The organism is Roseateles hydrophilus (assembly GCF_026712245.1).
GTDB lineage: Bacteria > Pseudomonadota > Gammaproteobacteria > Burkholderiales > Burkholderiaceae_C > Pelomonas > Pelomonas hydrophilus.
The window spans coordinates 1-20916 of sequence record NZ_JAPPUY010000005.1 but is presented as its reverse complement, the minus strand read 5'-3'; the positions used below and the strand labels follow the sequence as shown (position 1 = coordinate 20916).

Genomic DNA, 20916 nt, shown 5'->3' with positions numbered 1-20916 from the left:
TGGCGGGTCATCCGCCAGCCACCCAGGAGACTTCTCCATGAATCGTTCTGTCGCTGCACTACGGCTCGCACTTTGCTCAACCGGCCTCATCCTCGGAATGAGCGGCGCCGCTACCGCCCAATCTGCCAACCACGGCTCGGAGCAAATGCACAAAAGCATGATGTCCGGCATGCAGCAGATGCAGGGCATAAAGATGACTGGCGACACCGACAAGGACTTCGCCATGATGATGAAGATGCATCACCAGCAGGCGCTGGACATGGCCAAGGTTCAGGTCGCGCACGGCAAGTCGCCAGAGTTGAAGGCGATGGCCGAGAAGATGATCAAGGATCAGTCCAAGGAAATTGCCCAGCTCGAGGCCTGGCTGCAGAAGAGCAAGTGAGTCTCCTCGCCTCATTGCACCGCACCGCGCCCATATGTCGCATGGCCTTGCGTTGGCGCAAACGAAGGCCAGCACATCGGTAGGCTTGCTCTGTAAACTGGTGACATGAGGTTGACGAAGGTGTACCGGCGCTGGATCGCAAGCATGCTTGCGACGGTCTTGGTATGCCTTCAGTTCGCCACGGCCGCGTACGCGTGCCCCGCTCCGCAGGGCGTCGCTGGTGAGCCGGCCATGGCAGCAATGCCTGACTGCGAAGCCATGTCCAGCATGGACCCCGAACAGCCGCAGCTGTGCAAGGCGCACTGCGACCGCGACAAGCAGACGGTCAACAACGCGCCCGTGGCGGACGTAGCGCCAGCGGTTCTGCTCGACCGGCTGCTCACGCGACTGGCGCTGTGGATAGCGCCCCAGGCGGCCCAGGCGTTGCCTGCGATCGTTGCCGCCCACACCGGCCCGCCCGATGGCGCACCGCCGGTCTATCTCGCACTCCAGGTCTTCCGCATTTAAGCCCTGACGCCGGCGTTGCCGATTGCTCGGTAGCGCGATGAAGTCAGCGCGATCACTCGATCGCTTCCAGGGCTTTTGTGGAGTGCCGTCATGGCCATCTTCTTTTCGGCGGGATCACGCTTCCGCCATCAGGGCGCGTGCTCAGCCTCGCGCCGCACACGCGTGGCCGTCCTGGCCACGGTGTTCCTGACCGTCGTCGGGACAGTCCGCGCCGCACCCATCAGCTTCGAGCAGGCGCTGCTGCTTGCCGAGCAGCATTCGGCGGCGCTGGCCGCGCGCCAGGCAACCGCCGACGGCGCCCAGCAGGCACGAACGGCGGCCGGGCAACTGCCCAACCCCAAGCTCGCCGTCGGGATCGAGAACTTCCCCGTCTCCGGCCCGGAGCGTTTCAGCTGGAACCGAGACTCGATGACGATGCGCCGGGTCGGGCTCATGCAGGACGTGCCAAACGCCGCCAGGCGGGCGGCCCAGCGGGAGGCGGCCGATGCCAAGACCGCGCGAGAACGGGCGATGCTGGAGTCCGAACGGCTTGCAGTGCGGCGCGAAGCGGCGCTGGCCTGGCTGGGGCTGCACTTCGCGCAACGCCGGCTGGCGGTGTTCGCGGCGCTGGAGCAGGAAGACCGACTTCTACAGGACACGCTGGCCTCACGCCTCGCCTCTGGAGGCGCAATGCCGGCAGACGCACTGATGGCACGGCAAGAGACGCTGGAGCTCGCCGACCGTCGCGACGAGCTACAGGCTGCCGTCGAGCAGGCACGTGCTCAGCTGCGACGGTGGACGGGCGAGCAGCCCGAGCTGTCGGCCCAGGCCGAACCGCCTGCGCTTCGACTGGACCTCGCCCGACTGCTGGACAGCCTGGATCGTCACGCAGACCTGCTGGCCTTCGCGCCCATGCTGGCCATGGCCCGGGCCGACGTTGAAGAAGCCGTCGCCATGCGCCGTGGCGACTGGGGCTGGGAAGTCGCCTACGGCAACCGCGCCCGGGCTTTTGGGGACATGGTGTCGGTGCAGCTCACCTTCGAGCTCCCAGTCTCGCGCGCGACGCGCCAGGAGCCGGTGGTGGCCTCGCGGCAGAAGGAAGTGGAGCGGCTGCAGGCCGAGCGGGAGGATGCGCTGCGCCGCGTGCGCGCCGAGGTCGATGCGCTGGTCGCCGACCTGCAGCGCGCCGAGCGCGTGCTGCAACGCCTGCAGGCTGCCGCGATGCCGCTGGCCAAGGAGCGCGTGCAGGTGACGCTGGCCAGCTACCAGGCCGGCCGCGCCGACCTCGGCACCGTGCTGACGGCACGCAGGAGCGCCGCCGAGGTGCAGCTGCGCGCCCTGGACTTGCAAGCCCAGGTGCTGGCCCAGCAGGCCCGCCTGGCCTATCTCATCGCGGAGTGAACCCCATGTCGCCTCAAAAGAAGTTGTTCACGGTGGTCCTGCTCGTCGCCATCGGCGCGGGCCTGGGTTATGGCGTCGCACGATGGACTACCGGCCCGTCTCCCGCAGCTGACGGGCAAGGTGCGTCCAGTCAGTCGCCAGCAGACGACCGCAAGGTGCTCTATTGGTACGACCCCATGGTGCCGCAGCACAAGTTCGACAAGCCGGGCAAGTCGCCATTCATGGACATGCAGCTGGTGCCGAAGTACGCCGGCGAGGCAGACGCCAGCGGCGTTGCCGTCGACCCGCGCGTGGCCCAGATGCTGGGCGTGCGCACTGCGACCGCGGAGAAGCAGCGCATCGGCGCCTCCGTCCAGGTGCCCGCCACCGTTCAGCTCAACGAACGCGACGTGGCGATCCTGCAGGCCCGCACCGCAGGCTTCGTGCAGCGCGTGGCGCGTGTGGCACCGGGCGACGTGGTGGCCGCAGGCGCCTTCATCGCCGAGCTGCTGGTGCCCGAGTGGACCGGCGCCCAGCAGGAGTTCCTCGCCCTGCGCCGCACGGGCGACGCGGCGCTGACTGCAGCCGCGCGCCAGCGCCTGGTCCTGCTCGGCATGCCCACCGCGCTGGTGCAGCAGGTGGAGCGAACCGGCGAGGTGCAAGCCCTGACCACGGTCCATGCGCCGACCGGCGGCCTGGTGCAGGAATTGATGGTGCGGCCGGGGATGACGGTGTCGCAGGGCATGAGCCTGGCGCGCATCACCGGCTTGTCGACGGTCTGGCTGGAGGCGGCGCTCCCCGAAGTGCAGGCAGCGACGGCGCGCGTGGGCGAGCCGGTCGAAGTGACGCTGGCCGCCTTCCCGGGCGAGACGCTGAAAGGCAAGGTCACGTCAGTGCTGCCCGAGGCCAGCAGCGAGACGCGCACGCTGCGCGTCCGGGCGGATCTGCCCAACCCGCGGGGTCAGTTGCGCGCCGGCATGTTCGCGCAGATGCGGCTGGGCGGGCCGGCCGAGGAGGCGCTGGTGGTGCCGGCAGAGTCGGTGATTCGGACCGGCGAGCGCGCCATCGTCTACGTCGTCGACCAGCCCGGCCGCTTCACCCCCGTGCCCGTGCGCATCGGCCGCGAATGGGGCGACAAGCTCGAGGTGCTGGCCGGCCTGCAGGCGGGCCAGCAAGTCGTCGCCTCGGGCCAGTTCCTGATCGATTCGGAAGCCAGCATGCAGGGCCTGCTGCAGCGCCAGGCAGGCCCGAGTGCGGCGCCGGCCAGTGCCGCGGCGTCGGCGGCATCGCAGGGGGCTTCGTCTGCCACGGTTCATCAGGGCGAGGGGCGAATCGTCGGGCTCACCCCACAGGAGGTGACCCTGGACCACGGTCCGGTGCCCAGCCTGAAGTGGCCGGCCATGCAGATGGGCTTCAAGCTCGCGCAGCCGGGGCTGGTCGATAGCTTCAAGGTCGGCGACAAGGTGCAGTTCACGTTCAGGGAGAGCGCCGAGGGCTACGAAGTCACCCGCGTTCAGCGCGATCCCAAAGGGGGCGCCCGATGATCGCCGCCGTCATCCGCTGGTCGGTCGGCAACCGCTTCTTGGTGCTGCTGGCCACACTCTTCATGGCCGTCGCCGGCGTGCTGTCGCTTCGTTCGACGCCGATCGATGCCTTGCCCGACCTGTCCGATGTGCAGGTCATCATCCGCACCAGCTACCCGGGCCAGGCGCCGCAGATCGTCGAGAACCAGGTCACCTATCCGCTGGCGACCACCATGCTGTCGGTGCCCGGCGCCAAGGCCGTGCGGGCGTTCTCCTTCTTCGGCGACTCCTTCGTCTACGTGCTGTTCGAGGACGGCACCGACCTCTACTGGGCACGCTCGCGCGTGCTGGAGTACCTCAGTCAGGTGCAGGCGCGCCTACCGGCAACGGCCAAGCCGTCGCTCGGGCCCGATGCGACGGGCGTGGGCTGGGTGTTCCAGTACGCCCTGGTGGACCGGACGGGCCAGCACGACCTGTCACAGCTGCGCGCCCTGCAGGATTGGTTCCTGAAGTTCGAGTTGAAGTCGGTCGCCGACGTTGCCGAGGTGGCCACGGTGGGCGGCATGGTCAAGCAGTACCAGGTGGTGATGGACCCCGCCAAGCTGTTCGCCTACGGCATCACGCACAGCCAAGTGCGGGAGGCGCTGATGAACGGCAACCAGGAGGCTGGCGGCGCGGTGCTGGAACTGGCCGAGGCGGAATACATGGTGCGCGCCAGTGGCTTCCTGAAGTCGCTGGACGACTTCCGCAGCATCGTGCTGGCCAGCCGCAACGGCGTGCCCGTGCTGCTGGGCCAGGTGGCCACGGTGCAGACCGGCCCGGAGATGCGCCGCGGCATCAGCGAGCTGGACGGCGAGGGCGAAGCCGTGGGCGGCGTGGTGATCCTGCGCACCGGCAAGAACGCGCAGACGGCGATTGCCGCGGTCAAGGACAAGCTCAAGCAACTGCAGGCCAGCCTGCCCAAGGGCGTGGAGATCGTCACGACCTATGACCGCAGCTCGCTGATCGAGCGGGCCATCGACAACCTGGCGACCAAGCTGGTCGAGGAGTTCATCGTCGTGGCGCTGGTCTGCGTCGCCTTTCTGTGGCACCTGAGGTCGGCCCTCGTGGCCATCATCTCGCTGCCGCTGGGCGTGATGGCGGCCTTCCTCGTCATGCAGCAGCAGGGGCTCAACGCCAACATCATGTCTCTGGGCGGCATTGCCATTGCCATCGGCGCGATGGTGGACGCGGCGGTCGTGATGATCGAGAACGCTCACAAGAAGCTGGAAGCCTGGCAGCACGTCCACCCGGGCGAAGAGCTCAAGGGTGAGGCGCGCTGGGCCGTCATCACCGACGCTGCCGTGGAGGTGGGCCCGGCGCTGTTCTTCTCGCTGATGATCATCACGCTGTCCTTCGTGCCCGTCTTCACGCTGCAGGCGCAGGAGGGCCGGTTGTTCGGGCCGCTGGCCTTCACCAAGACCTATGCGATGGCGGCGGCGGCCGGCCTGTCGGTCACCTTGATTCCGGTGCTGATGGGCTACTGGATCCGCGGTCGCATCCCGGACGAACAACGCAACCCGATCACGCGCGCCTTGATCGCGCTGTACCGGCCTGCGCTGGAATGGGTGCTGCGCTGGCCCCGGCTCACGCTGGTGCTGGCGGTCGCGATGCTGGCGACCACCGCCTGGCCGCTGATGCGCCTGGGCGGCGAATTTCTGCCACCGCTGGATGAGGGCGACCTGCTCTACATGCCCTCGGCGCTGCCTGGGCTGTCAGCGCAGAAGGCCGCGGAGCTGCTGCAGCTCACCGACCGCATGATCAAGACGGTGCCCGAGGTGCAAAGGGTCTTCGGCAAGGCCGGCCGCGCCGAGACTGCGACCGACCCCGCGCCGATGGAGATGTTCGAGACCACGGTGCAGCTCAAGCCGCGCGACCAATGGCGCCCGGGCATGACACCGGAGAAGCTCGTCGAGGAACTCGACCGCGCGGTGAAGGTGCCGGGCCTGTCCAACATCTGGATCCCGCCCATCCGCAACCGCATCGACATGCTGGCCACCGGCATCAAGAGCCCCATCGGCGTGAAGGTGTCAGCCACCGATCTGGCCGCCATCGACCGCGTCGCTGCTCAGGTCGAGACGGTCGCCAAGACCATCCCGGGCATCAGCTCGGCGCTGGCCGAGCGGCTGACGGGTGGCCGCTATGTGGACGTGCAGATCGACCGCGCGGCCGCAGCGCGCTACGGCATGAACGTGAGCGATGTGCAGGCGGTGGTGTCTGGCGCGATTGGCGGCGAGAACGTCGGCGAGACGGTCGAAGGGCTGGCGCGCTTCCCGATCAACCTGCGCTATCCCCGCGAGCTGCGCGACACGCCGGAGAAGCTGCGCAAGCTGCCGGTGCTGACGCCGTCCGGCCAGCAGCTGACGCTCGGCTCGCTGGCCACGGTGGCCATCATCGACGGGCCGCCGATGCTCAAGAGCGAGAACGCTCGCCCGTCGGGCTGGGTCTACATAGACGTTCGCGGGCGTGACATTGCGTCCGTCGTCGGGGATCTGCGGCGTGCGGTGGCCGAGCAGGTGAAGCTGGAGCCCGGCATGAGCCTGGCGTACTCCGGCCAGTTCGAATTCATGGAGCGGGCCAACGAGCGGCTGAAGGTGGTCGTGCCTGCAACGCTGCTCATCATCTTCGTGCTGCTTTACCTGACGTTCCGCAGCGCCAGCGAGGCGGCGCTCATCATGGCGACCTTGCCACTGGCGCTGACTGGCGGCGTCTGGTTCCTCTACCTGCTGGGCTACAACCTGTCGGTCGCCACCGGGGTGGGCTTCATCGCGCTGGCGGGCGTGTCGGCCGAGTTTGGCGTGGTGATGCTGCTGTATCTGAAGCACGCGCTGGAGGACCGGGTACGTGCAGGCTCGGCAATCTCTTGGGAGGTCGTGCTGGACGCGATCCGCGAGGGCGCGGTGCTTCGGGTGCGGCCGAAGGCCATGACCGTCGCCGTCATCCTTGCCGGCCTGTTGCCCATCGTCTGGGGCTCGGGCACCGGGTCCGAAGTCATGAGCCGGATCGCTGCACCCATGCTCGGTGGCATGGTGACGGCGCCGCTGCTGTCACTGTTCGTCGTGCCGGCGGCTTTTGCGCTGATGCGTCGGCAGTCGGCTGGGTCGCGCGCGGACAAGCCCGAGAGCTTCGGGAAGTGATTGCCCCATGGCGGCCATGTCGACGAATACGTTGGTACGGTCCATGTGTCGCTGACCGACGGGCGCGGTGGAGTCTTCGCCTGCCAGTTCCGCTTGATGCGTAGCTTGGCCAACGCGTTCTTGCCCCAACGCCTGGTCGACCAGGCCTGTTGGCGCCGACTGAAATTTGACCCACGGGGATGCGGACAAAAACTTGGACTGGTTATGTGGCGACCTGATTAGCAATGAACCTCCGTATTCCCTCGGATGACGCGTTCGGTGCGAGGTTGGCAGCGAGCCACGTCGACGATCAGGCGCGCGGTCAGGGCGCGCAGATCGAAGCGACGGTTGAAGCGGTAGGCGAAGCCAGCGAGGTAGCTGGTGGCGTACTTGGCGAAGTCGAAGGCGTGGTGCGTACCGGCCAGGGCGGTCTTGAGATTGCCCAGCACGGTGTTGACCCAGTGGAATTGCGGCAACTCGCGCGGCAGGCGCTGGCCGACGACGACGGCCTCATGCAAGCAGCCCGCAGCCGCCACCGCCGTGAAACAGCTCAACCCGTCGCTGAGCACACGCGTTCCCGGCAGGAGATGCGCCTTGGCCCAGGCCTGGATCGCCTGCGAGGTGAAGCCCGCGACGGGCGAGAGCTTCAGATGCCGTGGTCGCCCGGCTGCGTCCAGCGACACCGCCGCGACGAAGGGCACCTTGTTCTCGGAGCCGCGACCGGCCTTGCCGCCGGCGCGTTCACCGCCCAGGTAGGCATCGTCGAGTTGAACCGCGCCGTCGAGTCGATGCTCGGCGTCGCGCTGCCCCATGGCCGCCAGGATCTTCTGGTGCAGCAACCAGGCCGTGGGGTAGCTCACGCCGAGTTGGCGCTTGAGCTCCAGCAAGGACATGCCGTTCTTGGCCTGACCGATCAGATGGATCGCGAGGAACCAGGTGGTCAACGCCAGCTTGGTGTCGGCCATCAACGTGCCGGCCGTCAGCGACGTCTGATGCTGGCAGGCCTGGCACTGGAACAGCCCATGCGACTGGCGCGCCAGCTTGTAGTGCGCGTCATGGCCACAGCGCGGGCAACGCCAGCCATCCGGCCAGCGCGCCGCCATCAGGGCCTGCTCGCACTGCGCCTCGCTGCCGAAGCTGCGGTTGAACTCCGGCAGCGACATCCCAGGCTGAAACTGGATGCGGTTCATGGCCATGTGCGTGCACCGGCGCTGAAATCTCGGTTCAGCACGTTGTCGGGCGCTGGACTGATCTCGCCCATATAGGAGCCGTACCGGCGGCGTTTGCTCGTCACGGCGATCAGGCATTCCTGCTTCATGAGGCGGCGCACGACCTTTTCCGAGACCTTCACGCACTGATCGCTCAGCGATGCGTGGAGTCGCCGGTAGCCGTAGCAGCGGTAGTTGCGCTCGAAGATGTTGGCCATGGCCTGACGCACGTCGGCGTACTTGTCGGCCACATCGAGCCGGGCCCGATGGTAGAAGTAGGAACTGCGCGGCAGGTTCAATTCGCACAGCAGTTCCGTCACCGTGTAGGTCGACTTCAGGGCATCAACCATCAGCGTCTTCTACCGGTTCGTCAGGGGCTGGTGATCGATGCCCAGCTCTTTTTTTAAGAGTTCATTCGCCTTCTTCAGCAGGTCCTTCTCGAGCTGCAGCCGCCTGATGTCCAGGCGCAGCGTCTCGAGTTGCTGTTCCAGGTCCGCGCGGTCAGAACTTGCAGGGGCGTCTTGCTTGCGCTTCATGGATGCGGGTGCGTCGTGGCCGAGCAATTGATTCTTCCACTTGTACAGCGAGCCCAGCGACACGCCAACCTCGTCTGCCACGGTCTGCGCGCTGGCTGGGCGCGTGCAGAAGGCAATCACAGCAGACTGCTTGGCCTCGGGCGCTAGCTCCTGTGATCGACCGACGACGCGCGTGGCCCGCGGATGTAGCTCTTGAAGCCAGGCCGACAGCAATGACCTGCAGGGATAGCCCAGCGACTTGATCGTCGCCGCGATGCACTTGCCGTGCTCGAGGTAGTGCTCGACAGCCCGTTCCTTCTGGACCTGGGAAAACTTCGCCGGCCGCGTGTAGCCGGCGCGCAGCTCGTGGCTCTGTTCGTACTCGCGGTACCAGGTCTTGAGCGCGTTCTTCGTCGGATATCCAAGCTGCCGGATGGTCAAGCCGATGCGCTTGCCCAGCTTGATGTACAGCTGCACGGCTCGAAGCCGGTCCTCGTATGAGTACATGAACTACCTCCAGGTAGTCCAAGAAATCGTCCGCATCCCCGTGGCTCAGTTTTCGGTCGGCGCCAACAGCCAACCCATCATCGATGCGTTGCCGCGCCAGCGCGGACTGGCTAGCGCACCTGCTGCCTGAAATTCAGATGCGTCACGACCTGCTGACCCTGGAATTGCTGCTGGCCATTGCACAGACCCGGTCAATCACACGTGGCGCTGAGCAGGTTCACCTTGCACTAGCAGCAGCCAGTAAACGCGTGAGCGACCTGGAGGCGCGACTGGGCGTCCGGCTCTTCGTGCGTCCGGCTCTCGGCGTCGATCCGACGCCAGCGTGCCGGTCCCTTCTGACGCATGTTCGGACGGTTACAGAGGGCGGATTCAACCGGTCGACGCAACACACTAGAGGCCACCCAGGCCGAAGGAGTGTTGAACATGAGGCAACGACCGCGCATCTACTACTCGGATAGCCAGAAGGCGCTGGACTTCCCCTTCCGAATGAGTTGATGAGAGATCGCACTTCCCATCGTGGCACCTGGTTGCGGTTTGCCGCAACGCGGCTAGTTCAGGACGGGGAAGTCCCCTTCATTCGTTAGGGTTGTACCGAGCGACGCACCTGCAGCCCCTTGCGTGCAGCCAGACCGCGCAGTGCAGCCGCGCCCAGCAGCATCAGCAGCGGCACCGAGTAGCCGGCCATCGCAGGCACCCGCTTCGCGTAAGCGACCACGAAGCTGAGCCACAGGAAGTGCAGGCCAGCCGTGTGCAGACGATGCCATGCGCGTTCACCCAGCCAGCGCCGCGGGGTGGGCCACGACGTCGCCACCATCGCAGCGATGAACGCGTAGGCGACGGCGCCGCTGGCGATGCTGAACGGCGTCGTCGCCCGCTGGAACCCCGCGGGGTCCAACGCCGCATACGCGAGCACTGCGACTAGGTGCACGCCATGCGACGCGGCGAAAGCCAGCCCCAGCCGCCGCCGCTGCGCGCGCCACCCCTTGCTCCCCGTCAGCCGGGGCAGCGGCACAGCAAGGTAGACCAACAAGAAGAGCAGCAGCGACAGCGTCGCTGTAGTGCGGATCAGTAGCCTCGCGATCATCACGACGTCGTCCATACCTACTCCTCTGCCGTCAATGTGAGCACAGATTACATTGATGATCTGGCGGTCCGTGAGCGGCTGCGAACAGGTGATCACATGGCACTTTCCGCACCCGAAACGCGTCCCTACCATCACGGTGACCTGCGCCGCGCGCTGATCGATGCGGCGCTCGATCTCGCGGAGCGTCACGGCGCCGAGCGCGTGACGCTGCGCGAGGTGGCCCGCCAGCTCGGTGTGTCGGCGGCAGCGCCGTTCCGCCACTTCGCCAGTCGCAAGGCGCTGATGACGGCGGTCGGTGTTGAAGCCAACGAGCGCCTCGCGCTAGAAATGCGGCGGGCACTTGCACGAGCCGGCGCGTCACCGCTGGCGCGGCTGCGCGCACTCAGCCGCGGTTACGTGGGCTGGGCACTGCGCCACGCTGGGCACTTCCGCATCGTCTCGGCGCGTGACGAGCTTGACGTCGACGGCACGCCCGCGCTGCAGGCAGGCATGCACGCGCTACGCGATCTGACCGAAGACACGGTACGCGCCGCGCAGGCCGCCGGCGAGCTACGGCCGGACGACGATGCCGAGCGCCTAGCGCTTCTGGCGCGTGCTGCAGCTTATGGCTTGGCGCGTATGCACCACGATGACCACTTTCGTCAGTGGGGCGTAGCGCCTGGCCGCGAAGCTGAGGCCATGGAGGGGACTTTGAACCTGCTGCTCTCCATGATGGCACGCCGCTGAAATGCAGCGCCGGGACTGCCCTGTGGCAGTCTCTTTACGCTGAGGCCGCATGGAGGGGATGCGGAACTTGACTCATGCCGTCATGCTGCCGTGCGGTGATGTCCCTGCGCGTGGTGTAAGTCCACAGCCCGGACAGGCTGGGATGCGCGGGTTACTCAGCGTGCCACGGCGGACAGCCGCTGTGGGCCAGCGCAAACTGGTACAGCCGGTGCGGGAAAGCTAGCCCGCCCAGGCTGACGTCCAGATCGTCGGCCACGGTGAAGTCCGACAGCCCCAGCCGGCCCGGCGGATGCTCCTGCGCGAAGAACACCTCGCGCTCATCGCCGTGCTCGGCACGCCACTGGCTGACGCGCCGCTGCAGCGTACGCAGCACGCCATCGGCAAACCGCTCGGGGTGACGGCGCTGCAGTTCTTCCAGCACCGTGACGGCCATCAACGATGGCGCACCTTCCAGCATGGGCACGACCTCACTGGCCCACACCTCGGCTAACGGGTCGGCACGCGTACGCCAGTGCCGCGGGGGCCGCTGCGATGGCAGCGCCACCGCCGATTCCAGCCGCCGCGCGCTGGCCACGCTGATGCCCGTCTTGGCTGCTGCAGCCTCCTGGCTGTGCTTGCCTCTGAGTTCCTTGTACTTGATCACTTGCAGGTCCGTAATGCGTTTGCCGGGCACCGTGGCAGCCTCCTTCTGGAAGCCAACCACTGTAGGAACCCACCCGCAAAACGCTCCCCGGCGGCCTGCGTCAACCGCTCACGATAGTTGTCGCTGAGCGCTCAAGATAATTGTCCGCCGCCACACAGCAGCTCCGTCACCGTGTAGGTGGACCTCAGGGCATCAACCAGCAGCGTCTTCTCCCGGTTCGTCAGGGGCTGCTGATCGATGCCCAGCTCTTTTTTTAAGAGTTCATTCGCCTTCTTCAGCAGATCCTTCTCGAGCTGCAGCCGCCGGATGTCTTGTCGCAGCTTCTCGAGCTGCTGTTCGAGGGCAGCTCGATCTGAGCTTGCAGGGGCGCCTTGCTTGCGCTTCATGGATGCGGGTGCGTCGTGGCCGAGCAATTGATTTTTCCACTTGTACAGCGAGCCCCGTGACACGCCGACCTCGTCGGCCACTGCCTGCGCGCTGGCCGGGCGCGTGCAGAAGGCAACGACAGCCGATTGTTTGGCTTCGGGCGCCAGCTCCTGCGACCGACCGACGACGCGCGTGCGCTGCGGATGAAGCTCTTGAAGCCACCCGGACAGCAATGAACGGCAGGGATAGCCAAGCGCCTTGATCGTCGCCGCGATGCACTTGCCGTGCTCGAGGTAGTGCTCGACAGCCCGTGCCTTCTGCGCCTGGGAAAACTTCGCCGGCCGCGTGTAGCCGGCGCGCAGCTCGTGGCTCTGTTCGTACTCGCGGTACCAGGTCTTGAGCGCGTTCTTCGTCGGATATCCCAGCTGCCGAACGGTCAAGCCGATGCGCTTGCCCAGCTTGACGTACAGCTGCACGGCTCGAAGCCGGTCCTCGTATGAATACATGAACTACCTCCAGGTAGTCCAAGAAATCGTCCGCATCCCCCAGTGGCAGATTCGATCCAACCTCTACGACAGAGCGTATTTCGTGCCCACCTCCCAGACCGGCTGCATCAACGCCAGCAGCGAAGCCGGTATGCGCTCATCTCCTTGAGCCTCTGCCAGCGTTTCATGCATCGCGTCGGCGATGCGCTCCAACACCACGCGCGGCCTGACCACGCCGCAGACCTCCGTGCCGAACTGAAGCAACTCCTCGGTCGTCGGGTACGCCTTGCTGTGGTGCTTGCCGGCGAACAGCTTCAGGGCCATCGTGCGATCGGTTTGCTCTTCATCGCCGACGAAACGGGTGTAGGTGTAGACCGCCGTCGTCACGACGTCGAACAGCGGCGACAGCCGCGGCGTGCCATCCCGCTGAATCAGCACGCCGAAGTTTTTCAGGTGCGCATCTCCATTGCGTACCATCACGCTCAGTGCCACCTGCTCGAAGAACCGCTGGAGATCCTCGCCCGGCAGCTGCAGGTACCGCAACAGCTCGCCGATGCGTTGGTAGCTCCCGCGGTACTTGCGTTCGGACAGCACATCGCGAACGCGCAGGTTCATCAGCGAGGCAATGTCTTCAAAACCCAGGCGCTCGATCTGGCCATCTGGTCGAGGGTTCAGGTCAAAGCGATCGACGATCAGCATCTGGCCGTCATGGGACAGTTCGAAGCCAGGCGTCGGTATCTGCGCCTTCTTCGCCGCCGACAAACACAGGAACTCGTTCGCTGCCAGGCCCGCATAAGCTGCGGACGCTACCTTCACGATCACCGACGGGATGGGCACGGTTGCCCGATCGGCCACCATGATCTTGGGCTGCACGCCCGCAATGCCGACACCTGAACTCAGATACGCCCGCACCAGGTCTTCGTACAGCTCTGGTGTGAAAGGCAGCGCCAACAACGCTTCCCGTTCGATGTGGGTCGGCGCGGAAGTTGGCGCAGCGCCTGGCAACGTGTAGCCCAGGTTGCCGATACCGTTCTGCCCCATCATCGCCAGCAGGTGCATGGGCTGCAGCTGGTGTTTCGGGAACATCATGCTCAAGCGCAGCAGCAGCTCGCCCTCGGGCAAGGACTGGTCCATCACGGCGAAAAGCGCGCCGTCCTGCCAGGTCGGCTGCTCGCGCGCCGGCATAAGCAGCGCAACGCTCGGCTGATCGGGATCCGGCGTGGCATACCGGAATTCATAGTTCGAGGTCTTGAGCAACTGACCTGCGGCGCGTCCGTTGATCGACACCTCCAGCGCCCGGATCTTGTCAGGCAAAGCCATCACTCGTCCTCATCGTCCAGGCCAAATCGGGCTTGAACCTGGCTCAATGTCGGACGCCCCGCCGGTTCCAGGCGCAGCGTCAGCTTCAGGACCGCCAAGACCGCAAACAGCGAGCTCAAAGATGTTTCCTTGCCCGCTTCCAGCCGGTAGATCACGTCGCGAACGCGGCCCGATTGGTTTGCCAGCTCTGTGATGCTTAGGCCCATGGCCAGCCGTGCGGCTCGGATTGACGCCCCGAGTTCTGTCGCCAAACGAATTTCGTCGTTCATGAGCGACATGATGCCAGATTAGACCGGGAATACGAGTCGCAACGTCGTCCATAAAAGACGCATCAAGCCGTTGGCACAACTGGAGGGCCTGAAGGCCCTCAGTGCTCCTGTCCCGACTCGGCTCTCCGCATTGGCACGCTGAGTAACCCGCGCATCCCAGCCTGTCCGGGCTGTGGACTTACACCACGCGCTGGGACATCACCGACATCACCCCTTTTATAAAGGGGATGGGAATCGAAACGGAGGATGGGCAAGGGTCATCGCGGGCTGGGAACTTCGACTCCCGGGGATGGGAATTCGGCGCGACCAGCCACTCAGCTGAGCTCAGGCGGTTGGCGACAAAACCCGGGGCGATTCAGCGAGCGACGCAGTGACTGCGCTGCAACGCCGCGAGAGACGGCCACAGCCGGGATCCTTGGACTCAGCCATGGTGTTGCGAGTAGCGGCGGGATAGAGGACCCCCACGCGTCGAGCACTTCCGTGTCGTTTCGGCTGCCAAAGTAGCCGGTTAGATGCCTAGTGGCACTCGGACTATAAATTCCTGCCAAACCATCCGAAATACACCTGAGCCGGTGTCATTTCATATAATCCTGCCAAACCAGGAGAGATGATGCGCAAGGTGAAGGCAGAGCCGTTTCCCGCCCCTCTGATCCGCGACGCCGGAGCCTTTGGCCAAGCCGTGCGCGCCGCACGCACTGGCGCGGGCATCAGTCTGGAAGCGGCAGCACAGGCACTCAGCATCAGCAAGGCGACCCTCAGCGACCTGGAAGGTGGCAAGGGTACGGTCGCGCTCGGCACTGCGCTCCGCGTGGCACGCGACCTCGGCGCTGTCATGTTCGCCACGCCACTGGCAGTGCACTTCGAAGCGTCAACAGTTCTGCAGGGTCTGCGCAACGCCCATCCGGAGCCCTGGGGCGGCATCGACTCGGAACGACCGGCTTCGTCAAGGCAGCCACTGGAACGTGAGCGTTCGACATGATTCAGCTCGCCGTCTGGGCCGGTCACGATCGCGTTGGCACGCTGTCTCATGACGCGCAGAGCAACCTCTTCGACTTCAGCTACGCCCAAGCCTGGCGAGAGTCGCCTCGCGGCTTCCCACTCAGCCCCCAGATGCCTATGTTCGCCGCAGCGCACGCGGCGGATGCGAGGGCCTTTGCTGAACTGCCCGCGGAAACTCGTTCGGCGATCGTCCGCGCCTTCTTCCAGAATTTGCTGCCGGAAGGTCAGGCACTCGAAGTTGCTGCGCAGGCCAATGGCGTCGCCCGGGGCAACCTTGCCGGCTTGCTCGTCGCGCTCGGCGCAGAGACTGCCGGCGCGCTGCGCGTCACGCTCGCTGAAGGCACGACACCGGCTCCGCCAGCAGAGCAGGCCCGCCGCCCGCTGCCACTGACCGAACTGAGTGAGCGGATTCGCAACCGCCCTGAGCTGCCCTTCGCCATCTGGGACGGCAAGGTACGCCTGTCGATTGCCGGGCTGCAGGACAAGATTGCCGTGCTCGAGGACCAGGGCGACCTGTTCCTTGCCAACGGCGATGGCTATGCCTCCACCGTCATCCTCAAGCCAGCACCCACGGACGGCCGCTTTGCCAGTCTGCCGGCCATTGAACACACCTGCATGCACCTGGCCGCAGCCGCTGGCATTGCAACAGCCAGGACGCGGCTGCTGCACGTGCCGGAGCCGGTACTCCTCGTCGAGCGCTTCGACAGGAGGCGCAGCAGCGATGGCCGCGTTGAGCGCCTGCACATCATTGATGCCTGTCAGGCTCTCGGCCTCTCGCCGGAGCTGAAGTACGAGCGCGCCTACGGCGACCAGGACGCCGTGAGGCACCTGCGTGATGGTGCTTCGTTGCCGCGTCTTTTTGGCCTGGCCGACCTCAGTCCGGCTCCGCTGGCGATGCGCAACCAACTGGTGGATCGCACGCTCTTCAACGTCCTCGTCGGCAACACCGACGCTCACGGAAAGAACTGGTCATTCTTTGTCGGCCCGCAGGCCGGCCTGCTCACGCTTGCCCCCGCCTACGACCTCATCGACGTCGAGTCGGTGGCCCACGCCCACATGAGCACGACCTTCGCCATGGGGATCGGGGATGCCTTCACGCCTGATGAGCTCACGCCCTTCGAGTGGGCCAGCATGGCCGCGCAGTGCAATGTCGCGCCTCGACACCTCGCGACACGCCTCAAGGCCCTGAGCGGGACGCTGCCTCGACTGCTTCGCGACGCGCGTGTCGCGTTGGAGCAGCAAGGCGTTCCGCCCGAACTGCTTGCAAGCATGGCGCTGCGGCTGCAGGAGCGCTGCACGACCGTGTCAGCCAAGGTTGACGAAATCGCCCGGGTCCCGAAGCGCCTCCTTTGACCTCGCGGGACACCACCACCACTGCTCGTAGTAGGTCATCGCGGACTTGTGGTCTGGGGCAGCACCGATCTGGTTGAGGCGTTCATGGCGATCAGCGGGCGTCAGCTCTGCAGCGTTAGCCGACGCCAACTTGCGACTGGCAGCTCTGCAGCTTGACCAGACGGTCGTCGTACACAATTCCCCCCGGGGAGCTTGATGTACTGCAGTGGCTGGTGTTCTCCGTCATCGAGAGCAAGCGTGATCTGGTGAGGCCTATCGGGGCGTGACCGCCGTGCCTCGACTGAGCCTAAGTTGACGAAATCGAGGGCGTATGCGCAGCAACAAAGCGGCAGCGCCAAACGCGGCCAAGACGCCAGCACTCGGCTCCGGAACAGGACTCACGGCCCACACTCCGATGGTGGTAGTACGAAAGCGCGGCTGAGTGGTGCCGTTGCCCGGCGCGAATGTGACGTTCTGCAGGGTGTTGTCCATGTCGACGTCAGTGGTCCAGTACAGACCTAAGTACGCTGGGAATGGCGCCGTTCTCATGGCGGTCCCGGTCTGACCCTGCGTCGCGTAAAGCGCTTGGAACTCTGCCTTCGTTGGCAAGCGCCAATTGGTGCGACCTTCCAGCTCCAAGGAGCCGATGGCGCTCGTCGCGCTGGCGTAGCGCGCTGCCGCAATGACGTCCGGCCTTGACCAGTACAGTCCGTTGGCGACATCAAGAAACGCGAATGAGTGCCCATCACCATTCAGGTCAACCGCAACCATTTGCGCCGAGGTCACTCCACTGGCCACGGACAACAGCAGAGAGACGGAAGCAGCGGCAATGGCTTTGATGTTCATGTTTTCTCCCTCGGCGAACGCCATTCACAGTGATGGTAACTGTCCCGTGCAGGCTCTTTTCTCCCTAAAGCCGGGGATGAATGCCTGGGATGCCAAGGCGTTCTGAATCTCCTTGGGTTTCCTAGACCCTTGAGCCAACGGAGTGACGGTCCCTTAACGTCGCCCCGGATGTTCGCTTCAGGTCGGCTGCCGTCAGCCATGGGCCAGGCGCCGAGGTCCGCTATCAGCCTGAAGCCGTCGTCGCTAGTTGAGCGGCAGCTCCGCAGGGCGGATTCAACCGGTCGACGCAACACATTCACTGAATCGCTCAGCGGGCGTTTGGAAGCCGAGCGTCTTGCGCGGCCTCTCGTTCAATTGTCTGGCGATCGCGTTGAGCTGGTGTTGTGAGTAGCCCGAGATATCGATGCCCTTGGGCAGGTACTGCCTGAGCAGGCCATTAGTGTTCTCGTTGCTGCCTCGCTGCCAAGGGCTTTGCGGGTCACAGAAGTAAACCTGGATGTCAGTGGCCATAGTGAATCGCTTGTGCCCATGCATCTCCGTGCCTCGGTCCCAGGTGAGCGATTTGTAGAGCTCCTGCGGCAGCTTGCGGGCATGCTTGATGAGCGCGTTGACGACTGTCTGCGAGTCCTTGCCGTCCAGCTTCACCAGCATCACGTATCGCGTCTGGCGCTCAACCAGCGTTGCGATCTGGCTATTGCCGCTGCCGAATACCAAGTCACCTTCCCAATGCCCTGGCACTGCGCGGTCTTCGGCTGACGCTGGCCGCTCGCTGATCGAGACCGCGTCGACGATCTGGCCATGGATCGCCGTCTTCTGGGTGTAGGAGCGAGAGCGCCGCATGCCGCGCGTGCGCCGTAGATGCTCCAGCAACTCCTTCTTCAAGGCGCCACGCGCTTGAACGAACAGGCTTCGGTAGATCGTCTCGTGTGACACGTGAAGGCGCTGATCGTTCGGATAAGTATGCTTGAGCCAACCCGCGATCTGCTCGGGCGACCACAGCATCCGAAGCATGTCTGACACGACACCAGCCAGCGCGCGGTTCTTGGCCAGCTTGCACAGCTTGGGTCGAAGCGCGCGCTCCCACGCAGCCTGGTCTGCCAGGGTTGCCCGATAGCCCTCTTGACCGCCGTTACGACCGACCTCGCGGCAGATCGTCGATGGCGATCTTCCAAGACGCGCGGAAATCGAACGCATCGATTGACCAAGCGTCAGGCCCAGCGAGATCTCTTCCCGCTCTGCCAACGTCAGTGCACGTTGTGAGCGGCTGCGTTCCACTGGGCGAATGCCGCCGGTCTCAGAAATGATCCGGTGAATCGAGGAGTGGCCTCGGTCGAAGAGTTTTCCAATCTCGTGCAGCGTCCAACCTGCTCGCCAGCGCTCCCACATCAGCGCCTTCTGGCTATCCGAGTAGTAGATGCGCGGTCGTTGCCTCATGTTCAACACTCCTTCGGCCGGGGTGGCCTCTAGTGTGTTGCGTCGACCGGTTGAATCCGCCAGCGAGTGCGGTCGCTCAGATGCCGCACCTCGATGGCGGCTTTGTGCCCAAAGCAGAAGGTCAGATCGACGACGAAGGACGGCGCCGCAGCGACTGCTGTGACTTGCAGCGGAGACCTGGGCTCACAATGCGTCGCGCAAAGCGGTCATCAACTCGTCCGCCCGATCAAAGGCTTCGATGACCGGTCAAGGTCGGCAGGCCACCGTTTCTGCCAAGGTGGCGAACTTGCTGAAGAGTGGCGCCGGGGAACGCGACGTAAAGCGCTGCGTCCAAGCGTCAAGGTTCATAAGAAACTCTCTCCAGCGACTATAGAGTGCGCCGATGAAGGAGGAACGAATCATGCGGTTGACCCGTCAGCAACGCGATCACCTGGAGGATTGTGCGCTCAAAGCCTTCACTGGGAGTCTTGGCAATCTCGTCAACGGATTCAGGATTCAAACGCCTGCCGGCCAAGTCGCCGCGATTTACTGGAGTGACTTGGCGCCAGGCAACGAACTCGAGATTGCGCTCGCGCCGGTTCGCTTGACCGAGCGCTACGATTTGGCGACGACCCTAGCGTGGGTGTCTGCCTTGAAGGCAAAGTACCCAGCTACTTGCAATGTGCATAAGCACGGCAGTGACTGGCCGATCTTTGGCGTTTCTTATGCGCAGGCCCTCTCCGTATTGGCTGACTGCCAGAGGCTTCGTACAGGGTGGATGTCCGAGGGGCAGGTTGCTGATATCGACCGTTACCGCTTACAGCAATCACCGCTGGCAGAAGCTGCCTCTTTGCTGAACGCTCAGCTCGAGAGTCTGCGACCACGCGCCCGGCATGCGGTCATAGATCTAGTCCGTCAGGCAAAGGTATCGGTTCAACGCTGGCATACGAAGGCGGATGGGACACCTGCAGCCAATCCGCGCAGCAATCCGGCCTACTGCTACGACTGGTCATTTGGCGGGGGACAGGAACCTTCGGTGGCCTGTCTTTGGCATGCTTCGATGAAGGTAGTCGATGGGCACATCGAGTTCGTGGGTAACTTGCTCAGTTCTGCGACGAGGCTTGAACAAATTGCAGCGGATACAGATAGGCCAGTCGAGCATCGTGAGCGTGCCCGGCCGCAGGCCGCCCGTGCCCGGCGCTTGGACAAGCTGCTACGCGAATGTCATGGTTCAGGTGCAGAGGTTCGCGTCATCGTCAATGAAGGCAACATGCGCGATGAGTCCGCGCTTGGCGAGGAAAGCTCGTGGGTCAAAGTCAGACTGCTGGACCCCGTTGCCTGGAACGTCTTGTCCTATGACTTGATGACGGGCGAATGTCGTCTGCGGCGCAAGCCCGCCAATTCCAGAGGTGAGGCTGCTCCGATCACTGCGGTCAGGTTTGCGGACCAGCACGATCTGCTTGGCGCAGACGCGCCTGAGCGAGTTTCAACAGTTGTGCAGGCGACTTCTCGTGACCCCAAAGTGAGACTCGCCGTCTTGGAGCGTGCTGATGGTCACTGCGAACTGTGCGACACGCAAGGGTTCTTGATGGACGACGGCAGGCTCTACCTTGAAACTCATCACGTACAGCCCCTGGGAAAAGGCGGGAAGGACCGCGTATGGAATGTGGTCGGCCTTTGCCCGAACCATCATCGGGAAGCACATCACGGCAAGCGGCGTTCTGAGATTACAAATGAACTGGTGAGCCTGCTCACGTCCATGTATCCAGACAAAGGGCGAGATGGTCCTGACATGCCGCTTATGTAGTCGCACGCTGGTAAAGCCAGCAGAACAGGGCGCTGCAGCGCCGGCTGTCGCGGCCGATCTCGACCTTCTGCTTCGGGCACGTTGCCGTCACTTGAATGTCGGATCCGAACGACCGAGATCAGCCTGTAGCCGCTTGTTGATCTTGACCGGCGGTTGCTGCACGGTTCACGGTGCTCACGCGGCAAGGATCGTCGCCATCCGGTAGGTACTAGGCAGCATGTGAGCCACACACAGCTGGCATGCCAGCGGATCCATCGATCGTTGCTACGTGAGCGCTGAGGGCGCGCTTTAAGCCAGTTGCATGTCGCAAATAACTGTTGCATAGTGCGGCCATGCATCAGCCCCCGACAGACGGCGCCTTGGAGCGCTTGTCCATTGACGCTCTGGCCAGCCTGGCGGGCGTCAGCCCGCGCACGATCCGCTTCTATATCGCCCAAGGCCTGCTGGATCGACCCGTTGGTGAGAAGCGG

General features: G+C 64.7%; 18 protein-coding genes and 3 pseudogenes. 12 read left to right on the top strand and 9 right to left on the bottom strand.

Annotated features, from left to right (window positions below; genetic code table 11):
* Positions 1 to 37: 37 nt before the first annotated feature.
* The 5 genes from NYO99_RS17980 to NYO99_RS17960 all read left to right on the top strand — a co-directional run bounded on the left by NYO99_RS17980 (position 38) and on the right by NYO99_RS17960 (position 6947).
* On the top strand, positions 38 to 382 hold the full coding sequence (locus NYO99_RS17980; protein ID WP_133611118.1) for a DUF305 domain-containing protein: 345 nt from the start codon (positions 38 to 40) through the stop codon (positions 380 to 382).
* Between the two features lie 231 nt (positions 383 to 613).
* Complete coding sequence (locus tag NYO99_RS17975) at positions 614 to 889, top strand: hypothetical protein (RefSeq protein ID WP_133611117.1); 276 nt, start codon at positions 614 to 616, stop codon at positions 887 to 889.
* A gap of 90 nt (positions 890 to 979) precedes the next feature.
* The gene (locus tag NYO99_RS17970; RefSeq protein WP_268168651.1) at positions 980 to 2269 is read left to right on the top strand and encodes a TolC family protein; all 1290 of its coding nucleotides are present in this window, start codon (positions 980 to 982) and stop codon (positions 2267 to 2269) included.
* Between the two features lie 5 nt (positions 2270 to 2274).
* Positions 2275 to 3792 carry an efflux RND transporter periplasmic adaptor subunit gene (locus NYO99_RS17965; protein WP_133611115.1) on the top strand — a complete coding sequence of 506 codons (1518 nt, stop codon included), beginning with the start codon at positions 2275 to 2277 and terminating at the stop codon, positions 3790 to 3792.
* Positions 3789 to 6947: an efflux RND transporter permease subunit gene (locus NYO99_RS17960; protein ID WP_268168650.1), complete on the top strand. Its 3159-nt coding sequence runs from the start codon at positions 3789 to 3791 to the stop codon at positions 6945 to 6947. The genes NYO99_RS17965 and NYO99_RS17960 overlap by 4 nt, the downstream gene beginning before the upstream one ends.
* A 218-nt stretch (positions 6948 to 7165) precedes the next feature.
* Here NYO99_RS17960 and NYO99_RS17955 read toward each other — a convergent pair whose 3' ends face one another.
* Positions 7166 to 8122: an IS1595 family transposase gene (locus NYO99_RS17955; protein ID WP_268168649.1), complete on the bottom strand. Its 957-nt coding sequence runs from the start codon at positions 8120 to 8122 to the stop codon at positions 7166 to 7168.
* A 5-nt stretch (positions 8123 to 8127) separates the two neighbouring features.
* Positions 8128 to 9156: pseudogene (locus NYO99_RS17950) on the bottom strand (IS3 family transposase); the annotation flags it as partial.
* Here NYO99_RS17950 and NYO99_RS17945 point away from each other — a divergent pair.
* Both NYO99_RS17945 and NYO99_RS17940 read left to right on the top strand, forming a co-directional pair.
* Positions 9155 to 9286: a hypothetical protein gene (locus tag NYO99_RS17945; protein WP_268168648.1), complete on the top strand. Its 132-nt coding sequence runs from the start codon at positions 9155 to 9157 to the stop codon at positions 9284 to 9286. The pseudogene NYO99_RS17950 and the gene NYO99_RS17945 sit on opposite strands and share 2 nt — an antisense overlap.
* Positions 9240 to 9614, top strand: a complete 375-nt coding sequence (locus NYO99_RS17940) for a LysR family transcriptional regulator (protein WP_326494842.1) — start codon at positions 9240 to 9242, stop codon at positions 9612 to 9614. Before NYO99_RS17945 ends, NYO99_RS17940 begins: the two co-directional genes overlap by 47 nt.
* A gap of 122 nt (positions 9615 to 9736) precedes the next feature.
* On the opposite strand, the gene NYO99_RS17935 is transcribed toward NYO99_RS17940, so the two are convergent.
* On the bottom strand, positions 9737 to 10255 hold the full coding sequence (locus NYO99_RS17935) for a ferric reductase-like transmembrane domain-containing protein (RefSeq protein ID WP_268168646.1): 519 nt from the start codon (positions 10253 to 10255) through the stop codon (positions 9737 to 9739).
* 81 nt (positions 10256 to 10336) lie between these two features.
* On the opposite strand from NYO99_RS17935, the gene NYO99_RS17930 reads away from it, so the two are divergent.
* Positions 10337 to 10966 (top strand): TetR/AcrR family transcriptional regulator, encoded by a 630-nt coding sequence (locus tag NYO99_RS17930; RefSeq protein ID WP_268168645.1) that lies wholly within the window; start codon positions 10337 to 10339, stop codon positions 10964 to 10966.
* A gap of 154 nt (positions 10967 to 11120) precedes the next feature.
* Here NYO99_RS17930 and NYO99_RS17925 read toward each other — a convergent pair.
* The 4 genes and pseudogenes from NYO99_RS17925 to NYO99_RS17910 all read right to left on the bottom strand — a co-directional run.
* Positions 11121 to 11639, bottom strand: a pseudogene (locus tag NYO99_RS17925) (IS21 family transposase); the annotation flags it as partial.
* A gap of 125 nt (positions 11640 to 11764) precedes the next feature.
* Positions 11765 to 12481 (bottom strand): annotated as a pseudogene (locus tag NYO99_RS17920) (transposase); the annotation flags it as partial.
* Positions 12482 to 12544: 63 nt separating this feature from the next.
* Positions 12545 to 13780, bottom strand: a complete 1236-nt coding sequence (locus NYO99_RS17915) for a type II toxin-antitoxin system HipA family toxin (RefSeq protein WP_479685367.1) — start codon at positions 13778 to 13780, stop codon at positions 12545 to 12547.
* Complete coding sequence (locus NYO99_RS17910) at positions 13780 to 14058, bottom strand: helix-turn-helix domain-containing protein (RefSeq protein ID WP_268168643.1); 279 nt, start codon at positions 14056 to 14058, stop codon at positions 13780 to 13782. Before NYO99_RS17910 ends, NYO99_RS17915 begins: the two co-directional genes overlap by 1 nt.
* A 601-nt stretch (positions 14059 to 14659) precedes the next feature.
* Here NYO99_RS17910 and NYO99_RS17905 point away from each other — a divergent pair.
* Together NYO99_RS17905 and NYO99_RS17900 are read left to right on the top strand one after the other, a co-directional pair.
* Positions 14660 to 15028 carry a helix-turn-helix domain-containing protein gene (locus NYO99_RS17905; protein ID WP_268168642.1) on the top strand — a complete coding sequence of 123 codons (369 nt, stop codon included), beginning with the start codon at positions 14660 to 14662 and terminating at the stop codon, positions 15026 to 15028.
* Entirely contained in the window at positions 15025 to 16401 is a 1377-nt protein-coding gene (locus NYO99_RS17900) for a HipA domain-containing protein (RefSeq protein ID WP_268168641.1), read from the top strand. The genes NYO99_RS17905 and NYO99_RS17900 overlap by 4 nt, the downstream gene beginning before the upstream one ends.
* A 252-nt stretch (positions 16402 to 16653) precedes the next feature.
* Here the strand turns inward: NYO99_RS17900 and NYO99_RS17895 are convergent, their stop codons facing one another.
* Positions 16654 to 17226 (bottom strand): Lcl domain-containing protein, encoded by a 573-nt coding sequence (locus NYO99_RS17895; RefSeq protein WP_268168640.1) that lies wholly within the window; start codon positions 17224 to 17226, stop codon positions 16654 to 16656.
* A 273-nt stretch (positions 17227 to 17499) separates the two neighbouring features.
* Positions 17500 to 18660 (bottom strand): IS30 family transposase, encoded by a 1161-nt coding sequence (locus tag NYO99_RS17890; protein ID WP_268168639.1) that lies wholly within the window; start codon positions 18658 to 18660, stop codon positions 17500 to 17502.
* 382 nt (positions 18661 to 19042) lie between these two features.
* Between NYO99_RS17890 and NYO99_RS17885 the strand changes: the two genes are divergently transcribed.
* Together NYO99_RS17885 and NYO99_RS21405 are read left to right on the top strand one after the other, a co-directional pair.
* Complete coding sequence (locus NYO99_RS17885; RefSeq protein ID WP_268168638.1) at positions 19043 to 20446, top strand: HNH endonuclease; 1404 nt, start codon at positions 19043 to 19045, stop codon at positions 20444 to 20446.
* A gap of 332 nt (positions 20447 to 20778) precedes the next feature.
* Positions 20779 to 20916, top strand: a 138-nt coding sequence (locus tag NYO99_RS21405; protein ID WP_422395518.1) for a MerR family transcriptional regulator, incomplete at its 3' end; no start/stop codon positions are given.